This window comes from candidate division TA06 bacterium (genome assembly GCA_004376575.1).
Classification (GTDB): Bacteria; Hydrothermota; DG-26; order E44-bin18; family E44-bin18; genus E44-bin18.
In genome coordinates this window covers 1-22,220 of the sequence record SOJN01000031.1, presented here as the reverse complement: position 1 = coordinate 22,220, position 22,220 = coordinate 1, and the positions used below count along the sequence as shown (strand labels likewise).

21 protein-coding genes and 1 riboswitch are annotated in these 22,220 nt (G+C 50.0%); of the genes, 14 read left to right on the top strand and 7 right to left on the bottom strand.

Going from position 1 to position 22,220, the window contains the following annotated elements; genetic code table 11:
* The 6 genes from E3J62_02390 to E3J62_02365 form a co-directional block, all read right to left on the bottom strand.
* Window positions 1–850 (bottom strand): hypothetical protein (locus E3J62_02390; protein TET47151.1); only part of this gene is annotated, 850 nt, incomplete at its 3' end.
* An 817-nt stretch (window positions 851–1,667) separates the two neighbouring features.
* Window positions 1,668–3,560 carry a TonB-dependent receptor gene (locus E3J62_02385; protein TET47150.1) on the bottom strand — a complete coding sequence of 631 codons (1,893 nt, stop codon included), beginning with the start codon at window positions 3,558–3,560 and terminating at the stop codon, window positions 1,668–1,670.
* A gap of 414 nt (window positions 3,561–3,974) precedes the next feature.
* On the bottom strand, window positions 3,975–6,092 hold the full coding sequence (locus E3J62_02380; protein TET47149.1) for a TonB-dependent receptor: 2,118 nt from the start codon (window positions 6,090–6,092) through the stop codon (window positions 3,975–3,977).
* Window positions 5,992–6,792 carry an ABC transporter ATP-binding protein gene (locus E3J62_02375; protein TET47148.1) on the bottom strand — a complete coding sequence of 267 codons (801 nt, stop codon included), beginning with the start codon at window positions 6,790–6,792 and terminating at the stop codon, window positions 5,992–5,994. The genes E3J62_02380 and E3J62_02375 overlap by 101 nt, the downstream gene beginning before the upstream one ends.
* On the bottom strand, window positions 6,785–7,735 hold the full coding sequence (locus E3J62_02370; protein ID TET47147.1) for an iron ABC transporter permease: 951 nt from the start codon (window positions 7,733–7,735) through the stop codon (window positions 6,785–6,787). The genes E3J62_02375 and E3J62_02370 overlap by 8 nt, the downstream gene beginning before the upstream one ends.
* Before the next feature lie 5 nt (window positions 7,736–7,740).
* A complete protein-coding gene (locus tag E3J62_02365; protein ID TET47146.1) occupies window positions 7,741–8,688 on the bottom strand; it encodes a cobalamin-binding protein in 948 nt (315 codons plus the stop codon).
* Between the two features lie 45 nt (window positions 8,689–8,733).
* A riboswitch (cobalamin riboswitch) is annotated at window positions 8,734–8,929 on the bottom strand.
* A gap of 381 nt (window positions 8,930–9,310) precedes the next feature.
* On the opposite strand from E3J62_02365, the gene E3J62_02360 reads away from it, so the two are divergent.
* The 8 genes from E3J62_02360 to bamD all read left to right on the top strand — a co-directional run bounded on the left by E3J62_02360 (window position 9,311) and on the right by bamD (window position 15,262).
* Complete coding sequence (locus E3J62_02360; protein TET47145.1) at window positions 9,311–9,883, top strand: hypothetical protein; 573 nt, start codon at window positions 9,311–9,313, stop codon at window positions 9,881–9,883.
* Between the two features lie 651 nt (window positions 9,884–10,534).
* Window positions 10,535–10,831, top strand: a complete 297-nt coding sequence (locus E3J62_02355) for a hypothetical protein (protein TET47144.1) — start codon at window positions 10,535–10,537, stop codon at window positions 10,829–10,831.
* 106 nt (window positions 10,832–10,937) lie between these two features.
* Complete coding sequence (locus E3J62_02350; protein ID TET47143.1) at window positions 10,938–11,471, top strand: hypothetical protein; 534 nt, start codon at window positions 10,938–10,940, stop codon at window positions 11,469–11,471.
* A gap of 234 nt (window positions 11,472–11,705) precedes the next feature.
* Window positions 11,706–12,251: a hypothetical protein gene (locus tag E3J62_02345; protein ID TET47142.1), complete on the top strand. Its 546-nt coding sequence runs from the start codon at window positions 11,706–11,708 to the stop codon at window positions 12,249–12,251.
* A gap of 102 nt (window positions 12,252–12,353) precedes the next feature.
* A complete protein-coding gene (locus tag E3J62_02340) occupies window positions 12,354–13,055 on the top strand; it encodes a hypothetical protein (protein TET47141.1) in 702 nt (233 codons plus the stop codon).
* A complete protein-coding gene (locus E3J62_02335; protein TET47140.1) occupies window positions 13,049–13,474 on the top strand; it encodes a membrane protein insertion efficiency factor YidD in 426 nt (141 codons plus the stop codon). Before E3J62_02340 ends, E3J62_02335 begins: the two co-directional genes overlap by 7 nt.
* A 38-nt stretch (window positions 13,475–13,512) precedes the next feature.
* The gene (locus E3J62_02330) at window positions 13,513–14,409 is read left to right on the top strand and encodes a tetratricopeptide repeat protein (protein ID TET47139.1); all 897 of its coding nucleotides are present in this window, start codon (window positions 13,513–13,515) and stop codon (window positions 14,407–14,409) included.
* Window positions 14,393–15,262: an outer membrane protein assembly factor BamD gene (bamD, locus tag E3J62_02325; GenBank protein ID TET47138.1), complete on the top strand. Its 870-nt coding sequence runs from the start codon at window positions 14,393–14,395 to the stop codon at window positions 15,260–15,262. The genes E3J62_02330 and bamD overlap by 17 nt, the downstream gene beginning before the upstream one ends.
* A 258-nt stretch (window positions 15,263–15,520) precedes the next feature.
* Here bamD and E3J62_02320 read toward each other — a convergent pair whose 3' ends face one another.
* Window positions 15,521–16,666 (bottom strand): DUF4872 domain-containing protein, encoded by a 1,146-nt coding sequence (locus E3J62_02320; protein TET47137.1) that lies wholly within the window; start codon window positions 16,664–16,666, stop codon window positions 15,521–15,523.
* A 187-nt stretch (window positions 16,667–16,853) separates the two neighbouring features.
* On the opposite strand from E3J62_02320, the gene rsmG reads away from it, so the two are divergent.
* The 6 genes from rsmG to E3J62_02290 all read left to right on the top strand — a co-directional run bounded on the left by rsmG (window position 16,854) and on the right by E3J62_02290 (window position 22,070).
* Entirely contained in the window at window positions 16,854–17,525 is a 672-nt protein-coding gene (gene rsmG, locus E3J62_02315; protein TET47136.1) for a 16S rRNA (guanine(527)-N(7))-methyltransferase RsmG, read from the top strand.
* A 320-nt stretch (window positions 17,526–17,845) separates the two neighbouring features.
* Window positions 17,846–18,607: a ParA family protein gene (locus E3J62_02310; GenBank protein ID TET47135.1), complete on the top strand. Its 762-nt coding sequence runs from the start codon at window positions 17,846–17,848 to the stop codon at window positions 18,605–18,607.
* Entirely contained in the window at window positions 18,600–19,430 is an 831-nt protein-coding gene (locus tag E3J62_02305) for a ParB/RepB/Spo0J family partition protein (GenBank protein ID TET47134.1), read from the top strand. Before E3J62_02310 ends, E3J62_02305 begins: the two co-directional genes overlap by 8 nt.
* Window positions 19,427–20,224 carry a M23 family metallopeptidase gene (locus tag E3J62_02300; protein ID TET47133.1) on the top strand — a complete coding sequence of 266 codons (798 nt, stop codon included), beginning with the start codon at window positions 19,427–19,429 and terminating at the stop codon, window positions 20,222–20,224. The genes E3J62_02305 and E3J62_02300 overlap by 4 nt, the downstream gene beginning before the upstream one ends.
* 54 nt (window positions 20,225–20,278) lie before the next feature.
* Window positions 20,279–20,674, top strand: coding sequence for a polymer-forming cytoskeletal protein (locus E3J62_02295; protein TET47132.1), 396 nt, complete (start codon window positions 20,279–20,281; stop codon window positions 20,672–20,674).
* The gene (locus E3J62_02290) at window positions 20,571–22,070 is read left to right on the top strand and encodes a hypothetical protein (protein ID TET47131.1); all 1,500 of its coding nucleotides are present in this window, start codon (window positions 20,571–20,573) and stop codon (window positions 22,068–22,070) included. Before E3J62_02295 ends, E3J62_02290 begins: the two co-directional genes overlap by 104 nt.
* Window positions 22,071–22,220 lie beyond the last annotated feature (150 nt).

The window sequence follows — 22,220 nt, the reverse complement described above, 5'->3', positions numbered from 1 at the left end:
TGGCATTGTTCCTATATCCGCCTCCCACGGTAGCATAACTACGGCTGGCGACGTTCATACGTCCACCGGTCACAGTTGCATAAGAGCCGCTGGCCGTGTTGGCGTTGCCTACGGCGAAGGCATAAGATCCCGAGTTACTGCAATTTGGACCAATCCTTGCCTTGTCGGTAACGCGCAATCGTCCGGATACATCCAGCCTCTCCGCTGGGCCCGTCGTTCCGATGCCGACATTGCTCCCACTCTGATAAATCACGGAGTTCCCAAGGGTAGTCGGCGCATTATACTTGGCGAGATAGCCGGCTGTACCAGCGCCTGTGCACGCTGTCCCTTTTATCTTGGTGGGGTCTATGTCCGCTGTCGCAGAAACGTCAGCATCGACTATCTCCCCGTCCCGGATCATCGCGCTAGTTATCGAATTGACCTGACCCTCATTCACAAACCGAAGGTCCAAATCCGCCAGGCTATTCCCCTCCAGCATCCCTGCATTAATCGCCCAAAATGAATACGGACTCGATGTCAACCGATATCTCGGAGTCATCTCGCCATCAGCGTCAACCTCTACTCCAAGCCACGCGAGATCTTGGAAAGTGATGCTGGTAGGAATGCTCATCTCGACGTTGTACAACCCTTCGTTGTCAACCTCGACCGAAGGATGCACGTCCTGAAAAAGCATGGTGCCGCCCGTCGCAGCATCCCACAAACGGAACGTCATTTCAAACGTTCCTGTCATCGGCACTCCGCTGGTGTCTGTCAGCTTGCCCTGAAAACTGATGACTCTAGGAGCACCAGCATAGGCTGACAGCCCAACCAGAAGGAGAACCGCGCACAGAAGAGACATTAGCAGTCTCATCCTTACGCCTCCTTGTTGGGGTTAATTGTGAAGTCATGAAAAGAATAGCACATTACCTGCACACCCGACAATCAATTATTATTTGCCACAACTCACATACATACCAGCCCGCAAGAATAGGTGACACGATACTGCGATGTAGGTAAAAAAGGCAATATTCGTGCCACGGATATTGGGCCGATAGGACTTTCGTAAGCCTTCAATTCACAAAGGCTTAGCAAAAGACCGCACCCGGACAGTCAGCGTCAATTGTGGGGCACAACGCCGCACCCGTGGCTAAATTGGACAACTCGTGACAAGTTTTTGTCGCCCAAAAGTGTCAATGCAGAGCAAAACAAGCCGTACATTGCCTCTTTTGCTGAGGAGAATCTCCTTATCCCTAAGAACGGGGCATTTTTCCACCACCCACCCACGGGGCCAGGCATGGACTTTTCAGTAACCCATCAGACATCAGCTCTCAGCTAAGACGCTGTAGGGGCAGGGTTTCCCTGCCCAATCAAAACGGGCGCGGTCTCCGCGCCCCTACAAAAAACAGTTACAACAAACGGAATGTCATTCTGCCTGCCCCGTTACACGGGGAGGAGCCCGGCAGGGCGACAAAGAATCTGCTTGTGAAACACATTGGAACGGATCCTACACTAAACCTTCTAGAAGAGTGGGCGCGGAGACCGCGCCCCTACATGCCCTGCAGGAATCACAAAATTGGTAAACCAAAATCAAAGGCAACCGCAAACTCTACGCCAGCAACAGAACACTCTTGCAGCGTATAGCGTACGGTCTTATGAGGGGAGGTGCGTGGGGCTCGGGAGACTTGTGGTCAGTTCCAAAATTCCCAATCAAGTCCATAGGTGAATGTCCGGCCGGGCATAGGATAACCTGAAACAGACTCATATTCCTCATCAAGAAGATTTTCAACTCTATAGGACATACGCAGGCTAATGACCCTTATCTCTCCGCACAAATTCAAGACGTAGTATTCGGGCAGAGATAGACCATTGTCAGAGACTCTTTCCCCTGCATATTTCGCATCTACGGTCACCTTCACGCCCAGGTCCCCTCGCCTGAAAACGCCATTGTATCCAGCATATCCCGCAACAGACACTTTAGGAGCATAAGGGAGTTCCTCTCCTGTTCGGGAATGCTCAGACGTGGCTAACCTCAAATTCATCCCGGCCTCAACAAACGGCGCTCTGCCTTTCGCCTTAAACCCCAAGCCTCTGACTCTAGAGACATAGTCACTATTCACAAACTGACTTGCAGAGTCGCTTTCTGGTTCGATAAGGTCTTTTGTCTTTATGGCGAAGCCGTGAACAGACAGGCTCACCTGATTACTTTCATATCTCAGTCCTCCAGAGAAGGACCGCGTATGCTCAGGTTTCAACTCCCCATTGCCGGATGTTGGAGAGAAGAGCTCCCTTATATTTGGCGCATTGAAACCCCTGCTAACAGAACCAAAAAGGACGAATCCGAGACTGTAAATCATTGAAATCGAGAGCTTGGGACTCACCTCTGAACCATAGACTTCGTTGTACCAATAAGACACACCTGGAGCCACGTAAACGAGCGGAAGCACTTCGAAGTTGGCTGCTACGTTGGTGCCCCCATCCAAGACTTCGCAAGACAGGCTGTCGCCAGCATCCAATTCTATCTTTCTACCTGTCACTCCTACTGAGATCCTTTTTCTGTGTAAGTTCACTGCCTTCTTCACGTCCACACCCATGCCCTTCACCGTTCGCACTCCAAGCGAGTTGTTGAGCGAATCGGAATCCTCGTGCCACAAGTCTTTGTAGTAGAACTTAGTGTCAAAGGAATTTCCCTTAACATAGACAGTTCCAAAGAGGACCCTGTCTTCATCTCTCAGGGGTTGGCTCAGTCCAATCGTATCACCTGGAATGCCAACCTTTCCGTCTCTGCGCCAGACTGATACGCCTGCCTTCATTGCTCCAAGGTCATACGACAGATCAGCGTTGAAGTCTTTGATGTCTGCATCTGCATTTGATTTGAATCCATCCTCTTTTAGATATGCTGCTGAGGCGTATCCACTCCAGGATTTGCCAAAGCTGCGACCGAACTCCAGCTCTGCCCTTGTTAAATCGTGGCTGCCGCCAGAGATCGCGACCCTTGAATAGGGAAGACCTCCCCAAAAGGTTTTGGTTACCAGGTTTACAACCGCGTCTGAACCATTCGGACCGTAAATACTGGAACCACACTCGCTCATAATTTCTATCTTACTCAGGCTTACGAGCGATATGTGCGAGACATCGAACGCACCGGTCATCTCATCATTGACTGGTATTCCGTCCTTCAGAAAGAGTATGCCTCTCGGATTAGGAGCTCGAACGGATGCGAAGCAAGGCTGACCTACGTAGCCCAGGCAATTATGTATGCCACCCGTGGCCAACTCAATGGCCCCGGATGCACGCATCAGGTGGAGACTACGCAGACTATCCATAGAAAGACTGGCAATGTGGCCGGGCACGAGGGAGTTGAGCATCGGCAACCCACCCCAGACAGAGATTTCTTTCAAATAGATGCTCTTAAGCGGCGGCACAGACACATATTCAAGAGAAATCGTGTCTGCAAGTATTGTAGGGCTCACTGGAAAATGTGGACCTTCATGATCGAGCGAGATAGGGTCCAGGTATTCTCCGTAACACGCCGACAGGCAAAAGAGGGTGGAGAGTAAGACGAACAGGAATCTGTTCAGCATGTCCGCAGTATACCAGAGGCATAACCGAGTGTCAAACACCCGAAGCTACCAGTTGTCAGCTCTCAGGAAGGCCCTTCAACCACAGAGAACACAGAGACTGATATCTGGCTCCAAACCCTCGTAGAATCTCAGTGACCTCAGTGGTCAGTATTTTAACCACAGAGAACACAGAGATCATTTTCTTGTAAGACACAAGATAGCTAGCCCGTATCAGCTATCAGCCGTCAGCTACTAGACCCGTTCCTGGGCTTTCAATTTCCCGATTTCTGAGTTTCTTAATTTCTGTTGTTGGTGGTGCGGGGTGGGCGCTTAGTTCTTCGTCCTCCTCCGTCGGCTGACGCCGACGAAGGACGAAATATTCCACGCGCCTTCTCACGAAGGCTCGGGCCTATTTCGCTCTTAGTACTTTGTACTTTATTTCAAATGTATTTTCATTCCATAGCTGAATGTGCGGCCTGGCCTCGGGTAGTCTCTGTCGGTTAGCTTGTACCCGAACTCCTCTGAATATCTACTATCGAAGATATTGTCAACTTTGATGAAGAAATACTGAGGGCCCACGTTGAAACCCACATTGCCATTAACGACAGTTGCATCCTCAAGCCATTTCTCAACTGTAACTGGGTTAAATCCAATATAGTCCTCGAAGTAGGCTACTCTTCTGCCTGTGTATTCAACATCCATCAAGAAGTCGAGCCCAAAAGGAGCCTTATATGATCCGCTCAGGTGCCCTTTGGTTTTTGGTATAAACGCAGCACGCCTTTCAACCAAAGACCGATCATACTCACGATCACCTGCCTCCTGGTCCTTCTGAAATGCATAGTTATACGTGAGATGGCCCTTCAATTTTGCATCGCTGATCGGCCCCAGCTCAAACTCAATTTCGATACCATTGCTGTGGAACTCATTCAGGTTTGTGGGGCGCCATTTGTAGTCTGAGGAGGGTGCCCAGACGATCAAATTCTCAACATCCCTTCGGAACACAGAGCTAGCGACGTTCAACAGTTCCAGCGGCTCATACTCAACCCGCAGTTCCATTCCTACACCTATCTCAGGTCTCAAGTCCGGGTTCCCACCTGTCCATTCCGATTCAGGCCAGTACAGGTCGTTCAGCGTGGGCGCACGGAACGCCTGGCCTATCGAAAACTTTGCGCGAGCACGGGGGGAAAATTGGGCTATGATCCCGGCATTGGGGCTTATCCGGTCACCGTAAGCCCAGCTTCTATCATACCTGGCGCTGCCGATTAGGCCAACCATCTCAGTTGGATGAAAGTGGCTCTCGACATAGATTCCTAACACTGTGTCAGAAGGGGTCCAACGGGTTACTGTCTTTTCCTTGGTGCTGTCATTCAATACGACCTGTGTTGCATCGAACTTTGAAATGGCCACATCAAGGCCCACAACTACTCCGTCATTGACGGCATTCAACACCTCGAACTGAAGATTCGTTCCCACAACAGTTGTCAGGTAGTTATCATCTTCAATCGCTTTGTAGTAAGAGAAGGTGTTTGAGTCCCAGCCATCATAGACTGCATGATAGTCCATCTCCCTTCTGTCATAGTAAAACTTGGCTCTTCCTCTATTCTTTTCGCTCAGCTTCATCTCAACGGATAGATCAAGATACCGCTTATCATTCTTCTGACGGTCAAACAATGAACTAACATCTTCGTTGCCGTATTCGGAAATAGAATCGGGGATCGGGCCAGGCAGGCCGAGTTCAAAACGCTCAAGCGCGCCGGTCAGGTCTGCATTCAGCCATTCCATGCCGGAATAGCCAATCTTCCCAGAGAACTTCCGTCCCTCATAGTCGCTGTTGTCGCGCTCACCATCCGCGCTCCTCCACGAAGTCGATAGATTAAGGCCGAAATCTCCGAAGTAGCTTGTTGCAGTTGCGCTGTAGTTCTGCTTTCTAAGGGAACCAAACTCGGCAGTCGCTTTCGATGATGTCTTCTCGCTCGTGAAACCGGTTATGATGTTCACCACCCCCCCGAGTGCATTCGCGCCCCACAGGCTGGACACAGGACCCCTCACCACTTCAACTCTTCTAACATCGGACAAGGTGACTTCGCTCAGGTCTGCTACGCCAAGAGAAACAGAGTTGATGGGCCTGCCATCCACCAAGACAAGCACCTGACCTGACGCAGAGCCGCGAATAGATATGGAAGACGCTGAACCCAAATACCCATAGCTCTTAACGTCAACGCCCACACCACTCCTCAGGAGTTCCCCAACGTCAGACGCCCCGCTTTCTTCAATCTCCGATGCAGTTATCACCTCAGCTCCAAGAGGAACATCTGAAAGCCTGTGGGGGACTCTGGTTGCAGTGACCGTTATGCCCGGCATCTCATATACTGGAATTTGGTCGAGACTGTCTACAACAGAAGACTCTTCAGCCGCAAGACAAATATACGGCAGCAGCAATATCACAATCATCTCAACTACCCTCTTCATCATCCTCACCTCCATGCTCAGGCGCAAGAAGAACATGTGGAGCACCTGTTTTGGGATTTTTTTCAACCACAATTCTTGAACCATACACGCTCTTCAAGACCTGTGGTGCGATAACATTTTCCGGTCTTCCTTCAGCGGCCACTTTGCCCTTAACCATTAAGAGGATTCGACCACAGAACTCCGCAGCGAGATTCAAATCATGCGAGACGACGATTATGGTCAGCCCTTCTCTATTCAACCTCTTCAGCAGATCGAAGATTTCAATCTCATGGTCTATATCCAGATGTGCCGTCGGCTCATCAAGCAGAAGAACTCTGGGTCTTTGTGCAAGAGCCCTTGCTATTACGATCCTCTGCTTCTCACCCCCGGAGATTTCGTTTATCCCTCTCTCCCTGAGATGCGTCGTGTCAGTCACACTCATCGCATCCAGTGTAACCTCATAATCCTTTTCAGTCTCTGCTTGAAACCTTCGAAGATATGGGTTTCTGCCCATCAACACTATGTCAAGGCAACTGAAGTCGAGAAAGAAGTGGCTCTCCTGAGGAACCACAGCCACAGTTCTAGCTATTTCATTCCTGGACATCTCCGACAGGGGTTTGTCGTTCAGCTCAACGGATCCCTCGTCAGGTTTTATTATGCCCGATACCACCCTCACCAGAGTCGATTTCCCGCACCCATTGGGACCTATCAGCCCTGCGAACTCGCCATTGGCCACACTCAAGCAGAGACCATCAAGAGCAAGAATACCATCGTATGACACGTTAACGTTGTGTACTCTAATCAAAGCGTGTCCGTCTCCTTTTCAGCAAGTATCCAAAAAATGGAACCCCAAAAATCGCCGTTATCACACCAACAGGAAGCTCAACAGGCGCGACTGTCCTGGCGATTGCATCAGCAATGAGAAGAAAAGTGCCTCCCAGAAGCAGAGAGGCGACTATCAGTCTTCTGTGGTCTGGTCCCACGATGATGCGTGCGATGTGCGGGACCATCAGCCCGATGAACCCAATAGCCCCACAAAAAGCAACTACTGAACCTACAACTAGAGAAGATGTGACGAAAACCATCATCTTCAGTTTCTCAGTTTCTACGCCTAGCTGTCTCGCCCCCTCTTCTCCCAGCGACAGTATATTCATCTCCCGCGAACGCGAGTAGATGATGACTCCACACACGATCACCACCATCGCAAACGCGGCAAAAACGGGAACATCTCTCCTGCCGAAAATGAATCCCAGGTTTCCCATAAGAAGGTAGGTAATCTGGTGAAGTTCAGACTTGGCCATCACCATCAAGAGCATGACCAGTGCGGAAAAGAAGAAGCCAACGAGGACTCCGCTGAGCAGGAGAGTATCCTTCGGTATGCGCCCCTCCGACCTTGCAAGGCTGTACACCGCCACAATCGCCAGTATGGCCCCCAGAAATCCAAAGATGGGCGTCAACAGAGAAGCCGCTATTCTCAACACTATGGCCAGGGCTGCTCCAAATGCTGCCCCGCTTGAAACTCCCAGGATATAGGGATCAGCAAGAGGATTCTTGAGTATGCCCTGGAGGGCTGCTCCTATCAATGCAAGCGATGAGCCGGCAAATATGCCCAGTACAACTCTTGGAAACCTGACCCTGTAAATACTTATGGAGGAAACCCAAGAAGGTCCGATTCCCATGGAAACAAAGGCTACAACCACGAGAAGGATGGAAAGAAAGAGAAGATGTGTCCACTTTTTGCGCACCATTGCTTCTATCCCTCTGACTCAGATTTTTCGCTCGTTTGGTAGATGAGCCTGAATAGTTCCTCAGCGCCTTTGACAGCCCTTGGCCCTGGCCGCGAAATCTTGCCAGCCTCTATACTGTAGACTCTCCCCCATCTGATTGCGCTGATTGTCCCCCATCCGAGCCGCGATTTCACTTCTTCTGGTGAGACCGCCGGGTTGGCAATAATAATCACTTCGGGATCTTCTTTGATCACAAACTCAGGATTGACGACCGGATACCTGGAATTTGATTGGACTACGTTCTCACCGCCAGCAAGAGTTAAGAGCTCACCCACAAAAGATGCCGGACCCGGGGAAACGAGCGGATTGGTGTCCATCTCCAGGAAAACCCTCTTCTTATTCTCAATCGAAGATGTCAAATGTCTCATCCGTCGGATTGAACCCCTGAACTGATCGACCAGAGAATCAGCAGCGTCTTTTCTGTCCAGTATCTCACCAATCTGGACAATGCACCTCTCCACGCCCAGGATTGATTCTGGATTCAATTGGACCACGTTCAATCCCAGCTTCTCCAGCCTGTCAATGGTCCTGGCCTGACTGGGGGCTGTGGCAAGGACGCAGTCGGGTTTCATCGCAATGACTCTTTCAATACTTGGATTGAGAAAATCGCCCACTTTTGGTTCCAGGGCTGCTTCTTGAGGATAGTCGCAATATGTGGTCACTCCGACAAGTTTCTCCTCCGCGCCGAGCGCGTAGACTATCTCGGTGAAGGAAGGAGCGAGGGAAATGATCCTTCTAACCGGACTTGGAAGGACCACCTCTTTTCCCCTGTCATCAGTGAAAGTGAAAGTGAGGTGATCTTCTCCCGTCTCTTCTGCACACCCAGCACAGAGAAAGAGGGCGAGAACCACTATGTAACTGCCGGTCTGAATCCTGCGAATCACAGCCATGAGCACAAAAAAATTCCCGACCATCGAGGTCGGGTTGCGTTTCGCATCAGCCTCCCCCTCGAAGGCTTTCCTGCGTTGAACGGTCTGGGCAGGTCTCCTGGCTCACGGAACATCGGGCTGTCAGCCTTCCCATTCAAAATCTGAACAGTGACTGACAGCGGATTATCCGCTTACAGTGGCGGGGCCGCTCCCGTATCTCACGGGATTCCCTATTCTTCCTCGGCACGCAGAGCATGCCAAAAACACCCAAACCACATATGCGTGATACAAAGAACGCGACTGCACTTTAACACTGAGGAGCAACGGTGTCAATCAAATTTTGTCAATCGCAAACACTTTGCAGAAGGGATGTTAACATTTTGGTGTTAAAGTCGATATCTGTGGACTGGTTGTCAACTTTCGTTCATTGGCACTCTGCACCACCATTTCCAAAAAGGGATTGTCTATCCTCTCTGGCCGGTGTATAAATTGGGAAGAACTGAATTCTTCCCTGGGTAAACATGGAAGCCGTTGGATTTCAGGCTTGCCCTGATGATTCGGTGTTCGCAAACACACAAGAGGTGAGATGAAGTTCAGCTCTGATTACGACCATAGGGGAACTGAATGGAACACTTTGCCACCTGGCCTTTGAAATACAGGATGTTTGATGCCAGTTGAATACATAAATCGTTCGGGCGACACCTACTACCTTCACCGGGGGAAAACCAGAACTAGCAAACCCAAGTATTTCTTCTCCAAGAAGGATGATGGTGTTTTGGTAAGGACGATTCCCGAGGGATACGAGATCTATGAGCATCCCAACGCCCGGGTTTTTCTGAGAAGAAGCTCCCCAAAGATCTTTGCAGATGAGGAAATCTCTATTGTCGAAAATGGAGTTAGAGACTTCGCAAAACTGCAGCACTTCAAAATCGATATAAAAAAGAATCAGATTATCGTATTCATTGTAGACCAGGATGTTGATTCGCTGAAACGTCTCCTTTCCAGTTCTTGGGGACATAGTGATTCTAGAGTGGAAGAGGGACTAATACGAATGTTGACCTATTCGCCTATGATGCGTTTTGTCCTTACTGATGAGACACGCCGGATCTTTGACGTGGAAAGAATGTGCTTTTTGGAGCCAATGGGTTGGATGTTTTTGGACGGCGGTAATAGTCTGAGAAAACTTGTCAAGAAATACTGCTACCATCTGGGCAAGGATTCGTTCTTCGAACTGATATGATCGACAGCGACCTATTATTTCACGCCTTGGCTAAGTTCGTGTCAATCAGACTTTTCCCTTGACTTCCCTCACTCGTGGCAGTTACAAATATATGAGAACATAGGCTGTGCATTTCGTTCCGGCAAAGGATAGTCAGCTGTTGACCAGACTGATGACAAAGTTGATGATATGAAAGGACCGATCACACTCGTACTGATCTTCGTCCTAGTTGCTGCTCCCCAGTTTTACCCTTGACAGAATAGTGATGGCAACATATGATAACCCTCAACAAAAGGTGGAGGCTGCTTCCAGAATCATGACAGGAAGTACGAAGCACGAAACGATTAGAACTAAACACACATCTAGAAGTGCATAATATTGGCATTTTGCCTATCAAAACCTTGGCAAGGGAGGTGTAATGAAAGGGGCGCTCGTCTTCGTGCTGATTTCCACTTTGATTGCTGCTCCGCTTTTCGCGGACACTGTAATCATGAAATCTGGAAAGACCTATAGCGGAGAGATTATCGAGCAGACCAGCGAGACATCAGACTCAAGACGGACTCGAAAATCCTGAAGATAAAACAATCAGCAATAGCAAGCGTAGTTAGCCCTGAAGTTGAAGTCGAGGTCGAGGTTCAGGAAACATCCCGCGATGAAGTATCGCAGGCGATAATGGATGCGGAGGCGGCTGCCGAAGCCGAAGTCAATAAACTCCTCTGGCTTGGCGGCGGCTTCCTGCTTGGTCCGGTCATAGTGATCGTAGCAATGGTGGCCACTCCAAGCCCCCCACAGACCCGCTTGATAGGAAAGTCTCCAGAATATGTTGCAGCTTATACAGACGCGTTTAAGGCTAAAGGAAAGAGCATCCAGACCACTCAGTCTCTCATTGGCTGCCTGGTAGGCACAGTAGCGACGTGCGGTTGTTACTTCATTCTTATTGCTGCGGCTGAGACTGAGACGACGTATTAATCACCTGTGTAGGCAGAGGGCCGGGCTTATCTTGGTGTCGTAGTAAGTGGGTGCGCTGCTCCCCAGGGCACGTAACCGAGCGAACCATGAAATACAGGCAGGTATTTTGAAAACCCCAATCGTATTGGTTCTCATTTCTGCCCTTATTGCTGCTCCGCTTTTCGCGGACACAGTGGTCATGAAATCAGGAAAAAGCTATACTGGGGAGATCATCGTGGAGACCGCCGAGTATATCAGGCTGAAGACCGATAAGCAGATCCTGAAGATAAAACGGTCGGCAATAGCCGAGATAGCCGTTCCTGAAGTCGAAGGAGTCGAGCCAGAAGAGCTGAAGAATGCAAGAGCGTACGCGGAGGCTGTTGCCAAAGATAAAGTTGCGGCGCAGACCTGGGTGGCCGCGGGTCTTCTCCTGGGACCAATCGGAGTTCTCTTCGCGTACGCGACGACACCCAGTCTTCCTGAATCCTATCTGGTTGGAAAATCTCCGGAATATGTCGAGGCTTTCACCGATGCCTATACGGAGAAGGGCAAGAGTATCCAGAGAAGTAGGGCCCTGCAGGGCTGCGTGGCAGGGGTCGTAGTTGGCGGCTGCGTGTATCTGATGATCAGCACGACCCTAAAGATATTCGAAGAATTCTAAGCCTCTCTCGACAAAGGTGATCGGCTGAAGGTGTTGCCCCCTGTAGTTTGATCCAATAGCCTCGGCGTGGAGTGACCACCGACTCCGCCGTTCGGTGAACACAGGGCTTCGCGAAGGATCTACAATCCCTCGATTGAACTCCGCTTTTCCCCTTGACAGCATACTAACTACAGGATAGCATGGCGCACAACACAGGCTGAAGGTTGCTTCCACAATCTTAATGAAGGAGGTGCGATGAAAGGCCCGCTTATACTGGTGCTGATTTCTGCACTGATCACTGCTCCCCTTTTCGCAGACACGATAACCCTGAAATCTGGAGAGACCTACAAGGGTGAGATTATTGAGGAGACCAAGGACTACATCAGGCTGAAGACCGACTCGAAGATCCTCAAGATAAAGCAGTCAGCCATCGCCAAGGTGACAACTCCTGAAGTTGAGGTCGAGGTCGAAGCCACAGAGCTTAAAGGACAGGAGCTAGCTGATATAAGAGCCAAGGCCCAGGCCGATGCCGATGCCGAGGTTAGCAAAGGAGTCTGGTTCATGATCGGGTTTCTGAGCTGCGTGGGAGTTCTCATAGCATATGCGGTGACCCCCAGTCCTCCGCAGGCTCGTTTGATAGGAAAATCCCCCGAATACGTGGCAGCGTACACGGATGCGTTTGCCTCAAAAGCAAAAAACGTCCAGACGCTGTGGGCCGCTGGCGGCTGTCTTGTCTCTACAGTCCTGTACTTGGGTTGCTACTTCATCGTTCTTGCAGCTGCGGTCGCGGAATCCGACTAATCATCTCTCTGCACGCACGGGCCGTAACCCTATCTTGCTGCGTCGGAAATCGGATATACTATGGCCGCTATGAGTTGTTCCTTGTAGCATCGAGATTCATACATGAAACGAACCGTCGCCATCACTCTGCTGGGGGTGTTCATGCCCCTGGTTTCATTTGCTGAAGTGTTAACTCCACTCAGCATTGCTTTCGTGCGAGAATACACACAGGACGCTGAAAAAGAAACCGCATCGGGCATGGTCTACTGTCAGCCGCCCGACAGAATCATTCTGAGAGTGACCCATCCTGTTGATCAGTGGATGGTATTTGAAGACACGCTGACGACCATATACTACCCGGCTAGCAGGCAAGCTTTTCGGATCATAAGCAGATTTGGTTCTTATCCACCTTTTGTCCAGGCCTTCGTTGGCGTCGCTGAAAGGGACTATGGCCTGAGTGGGCTGGGCTACCGAGTAAGAGACTACAACATCCAGGCCGATACCTTGATATCACACTGGACACCGCCCAAACGTTTCTCTCTGTTTCTGGGAGAAACCATCCTCAAAATCATAGATGACAAGATTGTTTTTACTGAATCCAAAACCGCCCGCGGCGAAACTCTGCGTAAATCGCTACACAAGAAACATGTACGTTATCAGGGAACCTACTTCCCCATGGAAATCCTCACTACCGAATACTCACGAACAGATTCGACCTTCGAGAAGGTAGTCTTCTCCGACCCCGAGTTCGATTCCCCTCTCCCTGAGGAAGTTCTCAACTTCCACATACCGACAGACGTGGAAGTCAAGGAGGTAAAGTGGTAGGCAAGCTCCTGAAGCTTTTTGTGCTTCTCGCCTTTCTAGGCCTGAGCCAGACCTCACAGGCAGACATAAGCGAGGACCTTTCCATCATAAGAAAAAGCAACCAGATTAAACCAGCGAAGGAAGAGACGGCTCCAAGAAGTAAGAGGCATCAGGTTAACGAGTTAAGTCTCGTCCTTACATCAGTCATAAAGCTCTATCAGACATTAGTATCATCACAGGACGTGCCCGCCTGCAACTTCACAAAAAGCTGTTCCAGATTCAGCAGGGAGGCCGTCCAGAAGTATGGACCATTTCACGGGATCATGATGGCCTCCGATAGACTGCAGAGATGCAACGGGTTCGCAAAAAAATACTATCCAATTGACCCTTCTTCTGGACTCGCAATAGACCATCCAATCGAGAAATATCATCTTCATTAGGTCACGGCCGTGCGGCGGCCACTGATACTGATTCCTAGATGAACTCTTACACACACCTGCGTTACTTGCCTTTTGGGCTCATCCTTCTGGCATTGGGCACTGCCTCTGCTCAGAATGGCAATGAAAACACTATTGAACCCGGCAACACATATAGATTTGCCACGCACCTTTTTGAGGAAGGGGAATACCTTCGAGCTGCCATTGAATACCAGCGATATATCTACAGTGCCCCGACAATGCCTACCAATGCTGACTCAGTCCTCTACAAAATAGGTCTTTGTTATCGCATGGGCGGCAAACCACCTGCAGCCATCAACTACTTCCGCAAAATCCACGATGAGCATCCCAACAGCCCCCTTATCGAGGAAGCCCATTACGAAATTGCTTTTTCATATCTTCTGTCAGGCCAAGGCCAGAAATCCATGAAATACATTGGCACCCACATGCGACTCATTCAGGATGACCAGGAAGTACTGAAAATGCAAAAGCTGGTCGGACTGAACTACCTTAGACTGCGGAAATGGGACATTGCCAGTGCCCTCATGGACAGCCTCGGCAAGCTTGACCCGGGTAATCCCCTTGTCATCTCTACGGCTGCACTCGCAAAGGAAGGCCAAAATCTTCCTCACAAGAACAAGGCTCTCGCGGGTCTGTATTCATCAGTGATACCGGGGGCCGGCAAGGTTTACTGCGGTCGATCAACCGATGGCCTGTTCTCTCTGCTCATGATTGGCCTGACCGGCTGGCAGGCCTACGAAGGATTTCACAAAGACGGGGTGAGGTCCGTGAAGGGTTGGGTGTACGGGTCAATCGGCGGAGTACTCTACCTGGGAAACATATATGGTTCCGTAGTCACAGCCCAGATTTTCAACGAAGAACAGGAAGCAAAAATCTCGCTGAAGGTGAAGGTCCTCATTAATGCTCAGGCTCACTAGTATTGGCCTCTGTCTTCTTACGCTTCTGCCATGCGCACCGCTACTGGCATATGGTGTGTCGCTCGACTTTGCCGAGCATCTCTACGATTCTGGGCAATACGAGGATGCCATAACAGAGTACAGAAGATTCGCGTTCCTGAATCCCGGCAGCAAAAGTGTCAGTTACGCCTACTACAAGATGGGATTGGCGTATCGCAACGAGAGACAGTGGGATGGATCAGCTCTAGCACTTGAGCAGTCGATTAGAACTGCCCTGAACGATAGCATCAGGACCGAAAGAGAAATATCCCTTGCAGTAGTTACAACGGCAAAGGGAGAATTCGACCTTGCAGAGTTCCAGCTTATCAGGATAGAGCTTTACAGTAGATTCCCGGCGCTGAGACGCAAGGCGGCCTTCCTCAGGGGGATCAACTGTCTATATCAATTCAAGTGGGAAAAAGCGAGGCACGCCTTTCAGGTGTGCTTCGAAGATACTTCGCAACCCTTTGAATTCTCCCAACACGCAAGTCGCATAGATTCACTCATTTTGCTGGCAGAACATTCTCCCCAAAAGAATCCTAATGTGGCGAAGTGGTTATCCACTTTCCTCCCTGGGGTAGGTCAGTTCTACGCCGAGGACTGGCGAAACGGCGTGAATGCACTTGCCATCAACTCTGCAACCGGCTACTTGTTTATCAACAACATTGCCCAACATCACTGGAAGGATGCCACCATGACATACCTCTTTCTGTTCAATCGGTACTACCTTGGCAACAAATATCACGCCGCCAAAAGCGCCGGAGATTTCAACAGACGTGTGAATGAGGAATCTGCTGAACGTATTCTGGACCTCTTCGAAACAAATCCAGAGTGATGCAAACCAAGCCCCAAACACAAAGGGGGCGTATTGCAATACGCCCCTACAACTCAACCCGCAATCTTAGATCTGAAATCTGCAATCTTAAATGGTAAGGCCGCGCCCCTACAAGAAGAAAACACGAAATTGCGAAAATCGAAAATGGAAATTGAAAACCTGGAACAGGTTTGGAAGCTGATGGCTCACATCTGATAGCAATCGTATAGCATACAGCGTATAGCGTACAGCCTGATTAGTCTTACATCTGTAATATCGCTATTCAAAAATCTTCTTCAGCCTTTCCCAGACGGCCTCTTCAGAATCAGCGATCTCGGATATCTTCTTGGAAATCGAAGAGACTTTGTCCTCCATCCCTTTCGGCTTCACCTCTCTCAGCTTCGAGGCCGCAGTCGACCACTTCCTCCCCAGACCTGTGACCGAAGCGGCAAGGGCGGAGAGTTCTTCATCTTTTAGCATCCGAGATGCCTCGCCCAGAAATCGGCCGTACATCTTTCTGAAACCACCACCACCAGTTTCAGACTCGTCAATCAACACGGAAACATTCCTGAAGGCAGCGGCCGCGTCTTTCGCACCAAACTCATCTGGCCAGGACAGGATTCTCTCGGCAAAGAATCTTATTCCTCGAACGCCCGAATTCTTGTCACGTGAGCTGAGCATACACCGGGCAGCTTCAGCCGCTGCCGATTCTATTGCAGACGCTATTGGGGAGAGTGTCTTCGGATACGTGAACTTAAGCATCGTGTTATCATGCTGAGAGGGGCTCCAAGCTGAGTATCGGGCCTCTGCAAGCGAAACAAGGGACACATCCTGAAGAGCGCCATGTTTGTCTGCCACTATAACAGTCTTGGTGATCGCATCAACGCCTGCAACCACTACCGAATGAGTGCCAATATGACAAACTATCTTCCCCCGCGCATACGGAAGGTGTTTCATGTCAACATATATGTAGGCAGGGTCTCCCTTTTCCACCATCCTTAGCAAATCCTTCTCAGCCTGGTTCTTTGCCTTTACCTTCACAGCCCTCATCTTTATGCCCAGTCTCTTACAGACATTCGCCTCAAACTCAAGCAGACCGGCCCCTCTCATGCTCATCAGGGGGAATTTGCTGCCTTTTTCCTTCCTGTGAGAAAAACCTATCCCCTCTCCAAGGCCGAGCAGCATCTCCTCGCTCAACCTTATCCCTGTGCAGGCAAATACCTGCCTCAGTGCGGTTGTCGCGCAATGTTCGCCTATCAAATTCTGAAACCCCTTTAAGATATTCATCTGACAAACACCAGTTTTGATGTGAAACTTATGCCAAAACCCATTTGGGAAGCGAGAACCAGGCAAATCAGGAGAGTGAGTACAGCAGACCTTATCTTGCACCTCCGGCCAACTCAAATCTGAATAAAAAACTAGCATCCCGCCAGGTTGGTGTCAAGCCAAAATGGTCTTCATCCCCTATGAAGTACCAAGTACAAGTTGCAAAGGACAAAATCACCCATGGCGAAGTCCTAACCTTTGCTCTTATACTTCGCTCTTTGTCCCCAGTCCTTCGTACTTTGCAATTCGTACTTAGTACTTCGAAATAGTAATTGGTTATGGTAATATGGTCTCAGCAATGGACACCGAAGCTCAGATGGAACAGTTGATCAGTGGGGCAGGTGAGCTTGGCATCCGCCTCAGCGAGTCTCAGGTAGGGCTCTTCAGAACATATCTTGAGGAAATACTCACCTGGAACAAACGCCGCAACATAGTATCCAGAAATGACGAGAAGAGAATTGCTGGCTACCATTTCATCGACTCCCTGTCGGCACTGGAACTCCTTCCTAAGAAGAAAGGAGTCAAATGTCTGGATTTGGGCTCCGGGGCCGGATTCCCTGCCATTCCTATGAAGATAGCGAGGCCCGACATCAGCCTCACGCTAGCCGAACCGAAAAGATGGCGCTATTTGTTCCTGGAAAAAGTGGTTGAAACCCTGGGACTCCAAAATACAGAGGTGTTCAGGGGCCGAGCAGAAGAGCTCGCGGCTTCCCATTCTAGACATGACGTTGTCCTTGTCCGGGCAGTTGCCAAACTGCGAGACGCTGTCTCCATGGCTATACCCCTTCTTTCTCCAGGGGGAATCATGATTGCATTCAAATCAAAAGATGTGGTGAATGAAATGAACCAGGCCGTCAAGCCTCTCCTGGCAGGTGGTGCGAAGGTGGTGTGCATGAAAAAGGTTGTACTGCCACTGACGGAAGTGACCAGGGTCTTTGTTGTAACTGAGAAACTCTAGAACACGAGAATAGAACCTGAAACCACGAGATTTCACAAGATTTACACAGATTCAAACCTCATCCTCATGGCTGAACCCAAACCATAAGAATAATCTTGTGATAATCTGTGATAATCTGTGGTTCCAAGGTTTTGGGAGCTGATAGCTGTCGTAGAGCGCATGGCGTATGGCATATAGCGCAAATCACTTGCGGGAGCGGACTCTGCGAGAGAAATTGATATTGACATGAGGCGGCCGCTGCGATATAGTTTCAAGACAATACAGTGCAATAGATTAGCCAATTGAAGGTCATCCTTCCAGATTTGCTAAGAAGGTAGGCTGTGGGTCGGGTAATAGCGATTGCGAACCAAAAAGGGGGAGTGGGGAAGACGACCACTGCGGTCAGCCTGGCATCTTGCCTTGCGCTCTCTGAGCAGAAGACACTTCTGGTTGACATAGACCCGCAGGCCAATGCCACCAGCGGCCTTGGAGCACCAAAAGGGAGTGCGGGCAAATCAATCTACGATGTGATGACGAACAACACTCCTCTGGCTGATGCGCGAACGAAGACGACCCTGGCCTTGCTGGATCTGGTTCCTTCTCACCTCTCACTGGTCGGGTGCGAAGTGGAGCTGGTCAATCAGCAAAAGAGAGAGAGCAAGCTAAGAGTAGCAATTGCAGAGATCAAGTCCGAATACAGGTACCTGATAATAGACTGTCCCCCATCTCTTGGTCTCCTCACCCTCAATGGTCTCGTTGCTGCAGATTCTGTCCTCATACCGATTCAGTGTGAATTCTACGCCCTCGAGGGTCTGGGTAAACTCCTCAGTACAATACGGCTCGTGCAAAGGCAACTCAATCCAGGACTGACCGTAGAAGGTGTGTTGATGACCATGTTCGACTCCAGAACAAACCTATCCAGACAGGTTCTGTCAGAAGTGAAAGGATACTTCAAAGGCAAAGTGTTCAGGAGTGTCATACCTAGAAATGTAAGGCTGGCTGAAGCACCCAGTTTTGGAAAGCCAATAGTCCTGTACGACATAATGTCAATGGGAGCCGAGGCTTACTTGAATCTCACGAAGGAAGTGATGAAAAATGGCTAGGAAAGCTCTGGGGAAAGGTATCCATGCCCTCATACCAGAGGAGACTCCGGTTGAGGAGGTGTTGAATCTGGACCTTTCCGACATCGAGCCGAATCCCTACGAGCCGAGAGAATCCAAGGAAGACGAAGGCCTTCCCGAGCTCGTAAAATCGATCAAAGAAAAGGGACTCATTCAACCCTTGGTCGTGAGAAGAAGACAATCAGGCTTCCAGCTCATATGTGGTGGGAGAAGGCTTCGGGCAGCGAAGATGGCTGGCCTGGAGAAGATTCCAGCAGTGGTGAAGGTGGCAACCGACTCAGAGGTGCTCGAGCTGGCAATAATCGAAAATGTCCAGCGGGAAGATCTTGACCCCATAGAGGAAGCAAGTGCGTACAGGAACCTGATGAGAACCTTTGGCTATACTCAAAATGAAGTAGCAACAAAGGTTGGCAGGGACCGTTCCACCGTGGCAAATATGTTGAGACTCCTTGAGCTTCCGGAGAAAATCCGGTCATACATAAGATCTGGCAAGCTATCATCAGGGCATGGTCGTGCACTCCTTGCTATTAAGGGCAACCCGGCGCGGCTAGCTCTCGCAGAGAAGATCGTAAGAAGGTCCCTTACCGTCAGAGACATAGAAAAGGAAGCTTCGAAAAGTAAGGGGCGAAAGGCAAGGCGTAAGGACCCGGATATCCTGAATCTGGAAATGGAGATTTCGCAGCTCCTAGGTACGAGGGTGAGAATTACAACAGGGAAAAAGAAAGGGAAAATAGAGATAGAATTCTACACGAGAGATGATTTCGATAGGATCCTTTATCTTCTGAGAGAGGTAACCTCCGAATGAGGAGAAAGAAACAAGTAACCCTGCTCATTATTCCAGGGGACAGCGGAAGAAGTATCAGGAAGAAAGTTTCCTACAGTACAATCTATACTGTTATTACAGTAGCGACTCTTCTGTTTGCTACTTTCGCCTTCATGGCCATAAACTACAGCAGAATCTACTATAAGGCGCTGCGGGCGGAAATCCTGGAAAGAAGAAACTTGAAGCTGGAAGAGCAATGGCGGAAAATCACCCGCATAGAAAAGGACCTTGCTCTGCTCAAGAGAACTGACAAAAAAATCAGGAACATGCTGGGAGTCGAGAGGTCTCCATCCCCACTGGAACTGGGCTCGCCCGGGATTACTCCCCTGCCTGAACAACTGGAGACACCTTTCGGTGGAGCGATCCTGGTGAAGGCGCAAGATGAGTCTTCAGAGAGTACTACAATACTCCTGGAGGAAATTCCCACCCTGTGGCCAGCTAGAGGATGGTTAACCCGCCCCTTCAGTTCGGATCATTCAGGCGTCGACATCGCGGCACCCACAGGAACACCCATAGTGGCCACCACGTCTGGAATAGTGACGCGCTCGGGATGGGATGATATATATGGCCAGATAATAGAGATCCAAAGCGACCGGGGGTTTGTAACCGTGTATGGCCACAACTCACGCCTTCTAGTAAAAGAGGGTGAAAGAGTAAAGAGAGGAGCTGTCATCGCCTTTGTTGGATCGACAGGGCTTTCTAGCGCTCCTCATCTACACTACGAGACTCATCTGAATGGGAAACCTGTTGATCCCATGAGATACCTTGTACACTGATTGCTCTAACCGTTGTCCTGAGTGGGAACGGGAACTGCGAAAAAGGAGGGACTGATGCGAAACAAGGACCAAGGCGGAATGAATTTGCTGGGAAAGGGCGCTGTGTTCAATGGTGAGTTGAAAGTCAACGGTTCAATAAGAATTGATGGTGAATTTGAGGGCCACATGGAAGTAAGCGAGTCTGTCATAGTAGGCAAGACAGGCCAAATCAAGGGTGACATCGCAGTAAAAGATGCTGTGATTGGCGGAACCGTGGACGGGAATATCAGGGCGTCTGACAAGATAGAACTCCAGACAGGGTCTCATCTCTCTGCTGACATCGTATGCCGCGGCCTTACAGTCGAGGATGGCGTATTCTTTGAAGGCAACTGCAAGATGTCCAGTGAAGAGCCCCCGAAAGACACCAAGATCGAAACGAAAAGGCAGATGGGTGGTACCGAGGAGAGCTGATCTTAGCTTCCGAGCCCTGATTGGACTTGGCGCATTCCTTGTACTCGCACCCGTCTCGGCGAATGCTAACCGATACGACCCCACCACTCTCGTCTTTCCTCCCTTCGCTCATACGATGGGATATCACAAAGCGAGTGACTATTTTCTCCGGTTCTTTTTGGGAAGAGGCATATCCTTCAGGAATCCTCAAGGCGTCTGCGCAGTTAGGATGATATCTACGGACGATCCAGCCAGCGTGAAGGACGACGATGAGTTGTCACTGTTCGCTGCTAGCGCCAGGCTGCACCAGATCCTGTACAATGAGGAACTGTTCAAACTCAAACTTTTCGGCGGATTCGGGAGGGGCGAAGGGAAGTTCTGGAGCCCACACGGTGTAGCAGCAACGGTAACCGGCAAAATCTATGTGGCCGACACGGGGAATGATAGAATCGTCATTCTCAAAACTGACGGGAAGAAGCTTTCCTATGTCTCAGCCTTTGGCCAATTCGGACTGGCCCCCGGTGAGTTTGATGACCCGGTGGGAATGGCCGTCGATTCTCAGAACAGGGTATATGTAACAGACATGTCAAACAACAGGGTTCAGGTATTTGACTCCACAGGCAAATACATATACTCATTTGGAACAGACTACCTCAGGGAACCAACTGGCATCGCTGTGTTGGATGCGAACGATCCATGGACCTACTATAAGGAAAGCTTTCTTGTGGTTGTGGATGAGGAGGGGAAGAGACTCACCAGGTTCTCCCTTCAAGGAAGAAAAGAGAAGTCAATAACATACAAGACACTCAATCTCGAGACTTCGAGATTCGCGTACGCTGCCATAGACTACTATAACAACGTCTACTTGACAGACTCGATTAACTGCCAGATTCACAAGCTGGACAAGGACCTTAATCCGATAGTATCTTTCGGCAGAAAAGGAACTGGCGAAAAGGAATTCCTTCATCCCACAGGAATTACGATATGGAAGAGGTTTGGCCAGGTCTTCATATTGGACGAGTCCGGCGCTCACTACTACTGGGTGGGTGTGGACGCCTACCTGAGAGGATTCTTCCCACCGGAGTTCGGCCAGAAAGGCAAGCCCGGCACAACAATCTCGATATATTTGACCGAGCCTGCGCTTGTCGGAATGAAGGTCTACGACAGTGAAGGTGTTCTCGTCAGGCAACTCCTCCCGGAATTCAAGCAGTTCCCACGGGAAAACGACATCGTGTGGAACGGACTCGACAACAACGGCAATTTCGTAAAACCGGGCACTTACACGCTCAAGATGTCGATCGAACCCACCTATTCCTCCAGGAGGCACTTCAAAAAAGAACTGACCGGCACTGTCCGGGTTGTGTCTTCAGAGGCAGAAGACATGGAAAAAGGAATCTACGGCCTTCCCGAAGACTGATTGCCCTGAAGGGACAATCATCCCAAAACACGAAAATAGAAGGAAGACTGGGCGCCGCGACCGCGCCCCTACAACAAACACCTACGCCAAACGAATTGTCATTGCGGGCATATTACTCAAGAATGTGGCCTCGAAATGGTGTTATCTTCT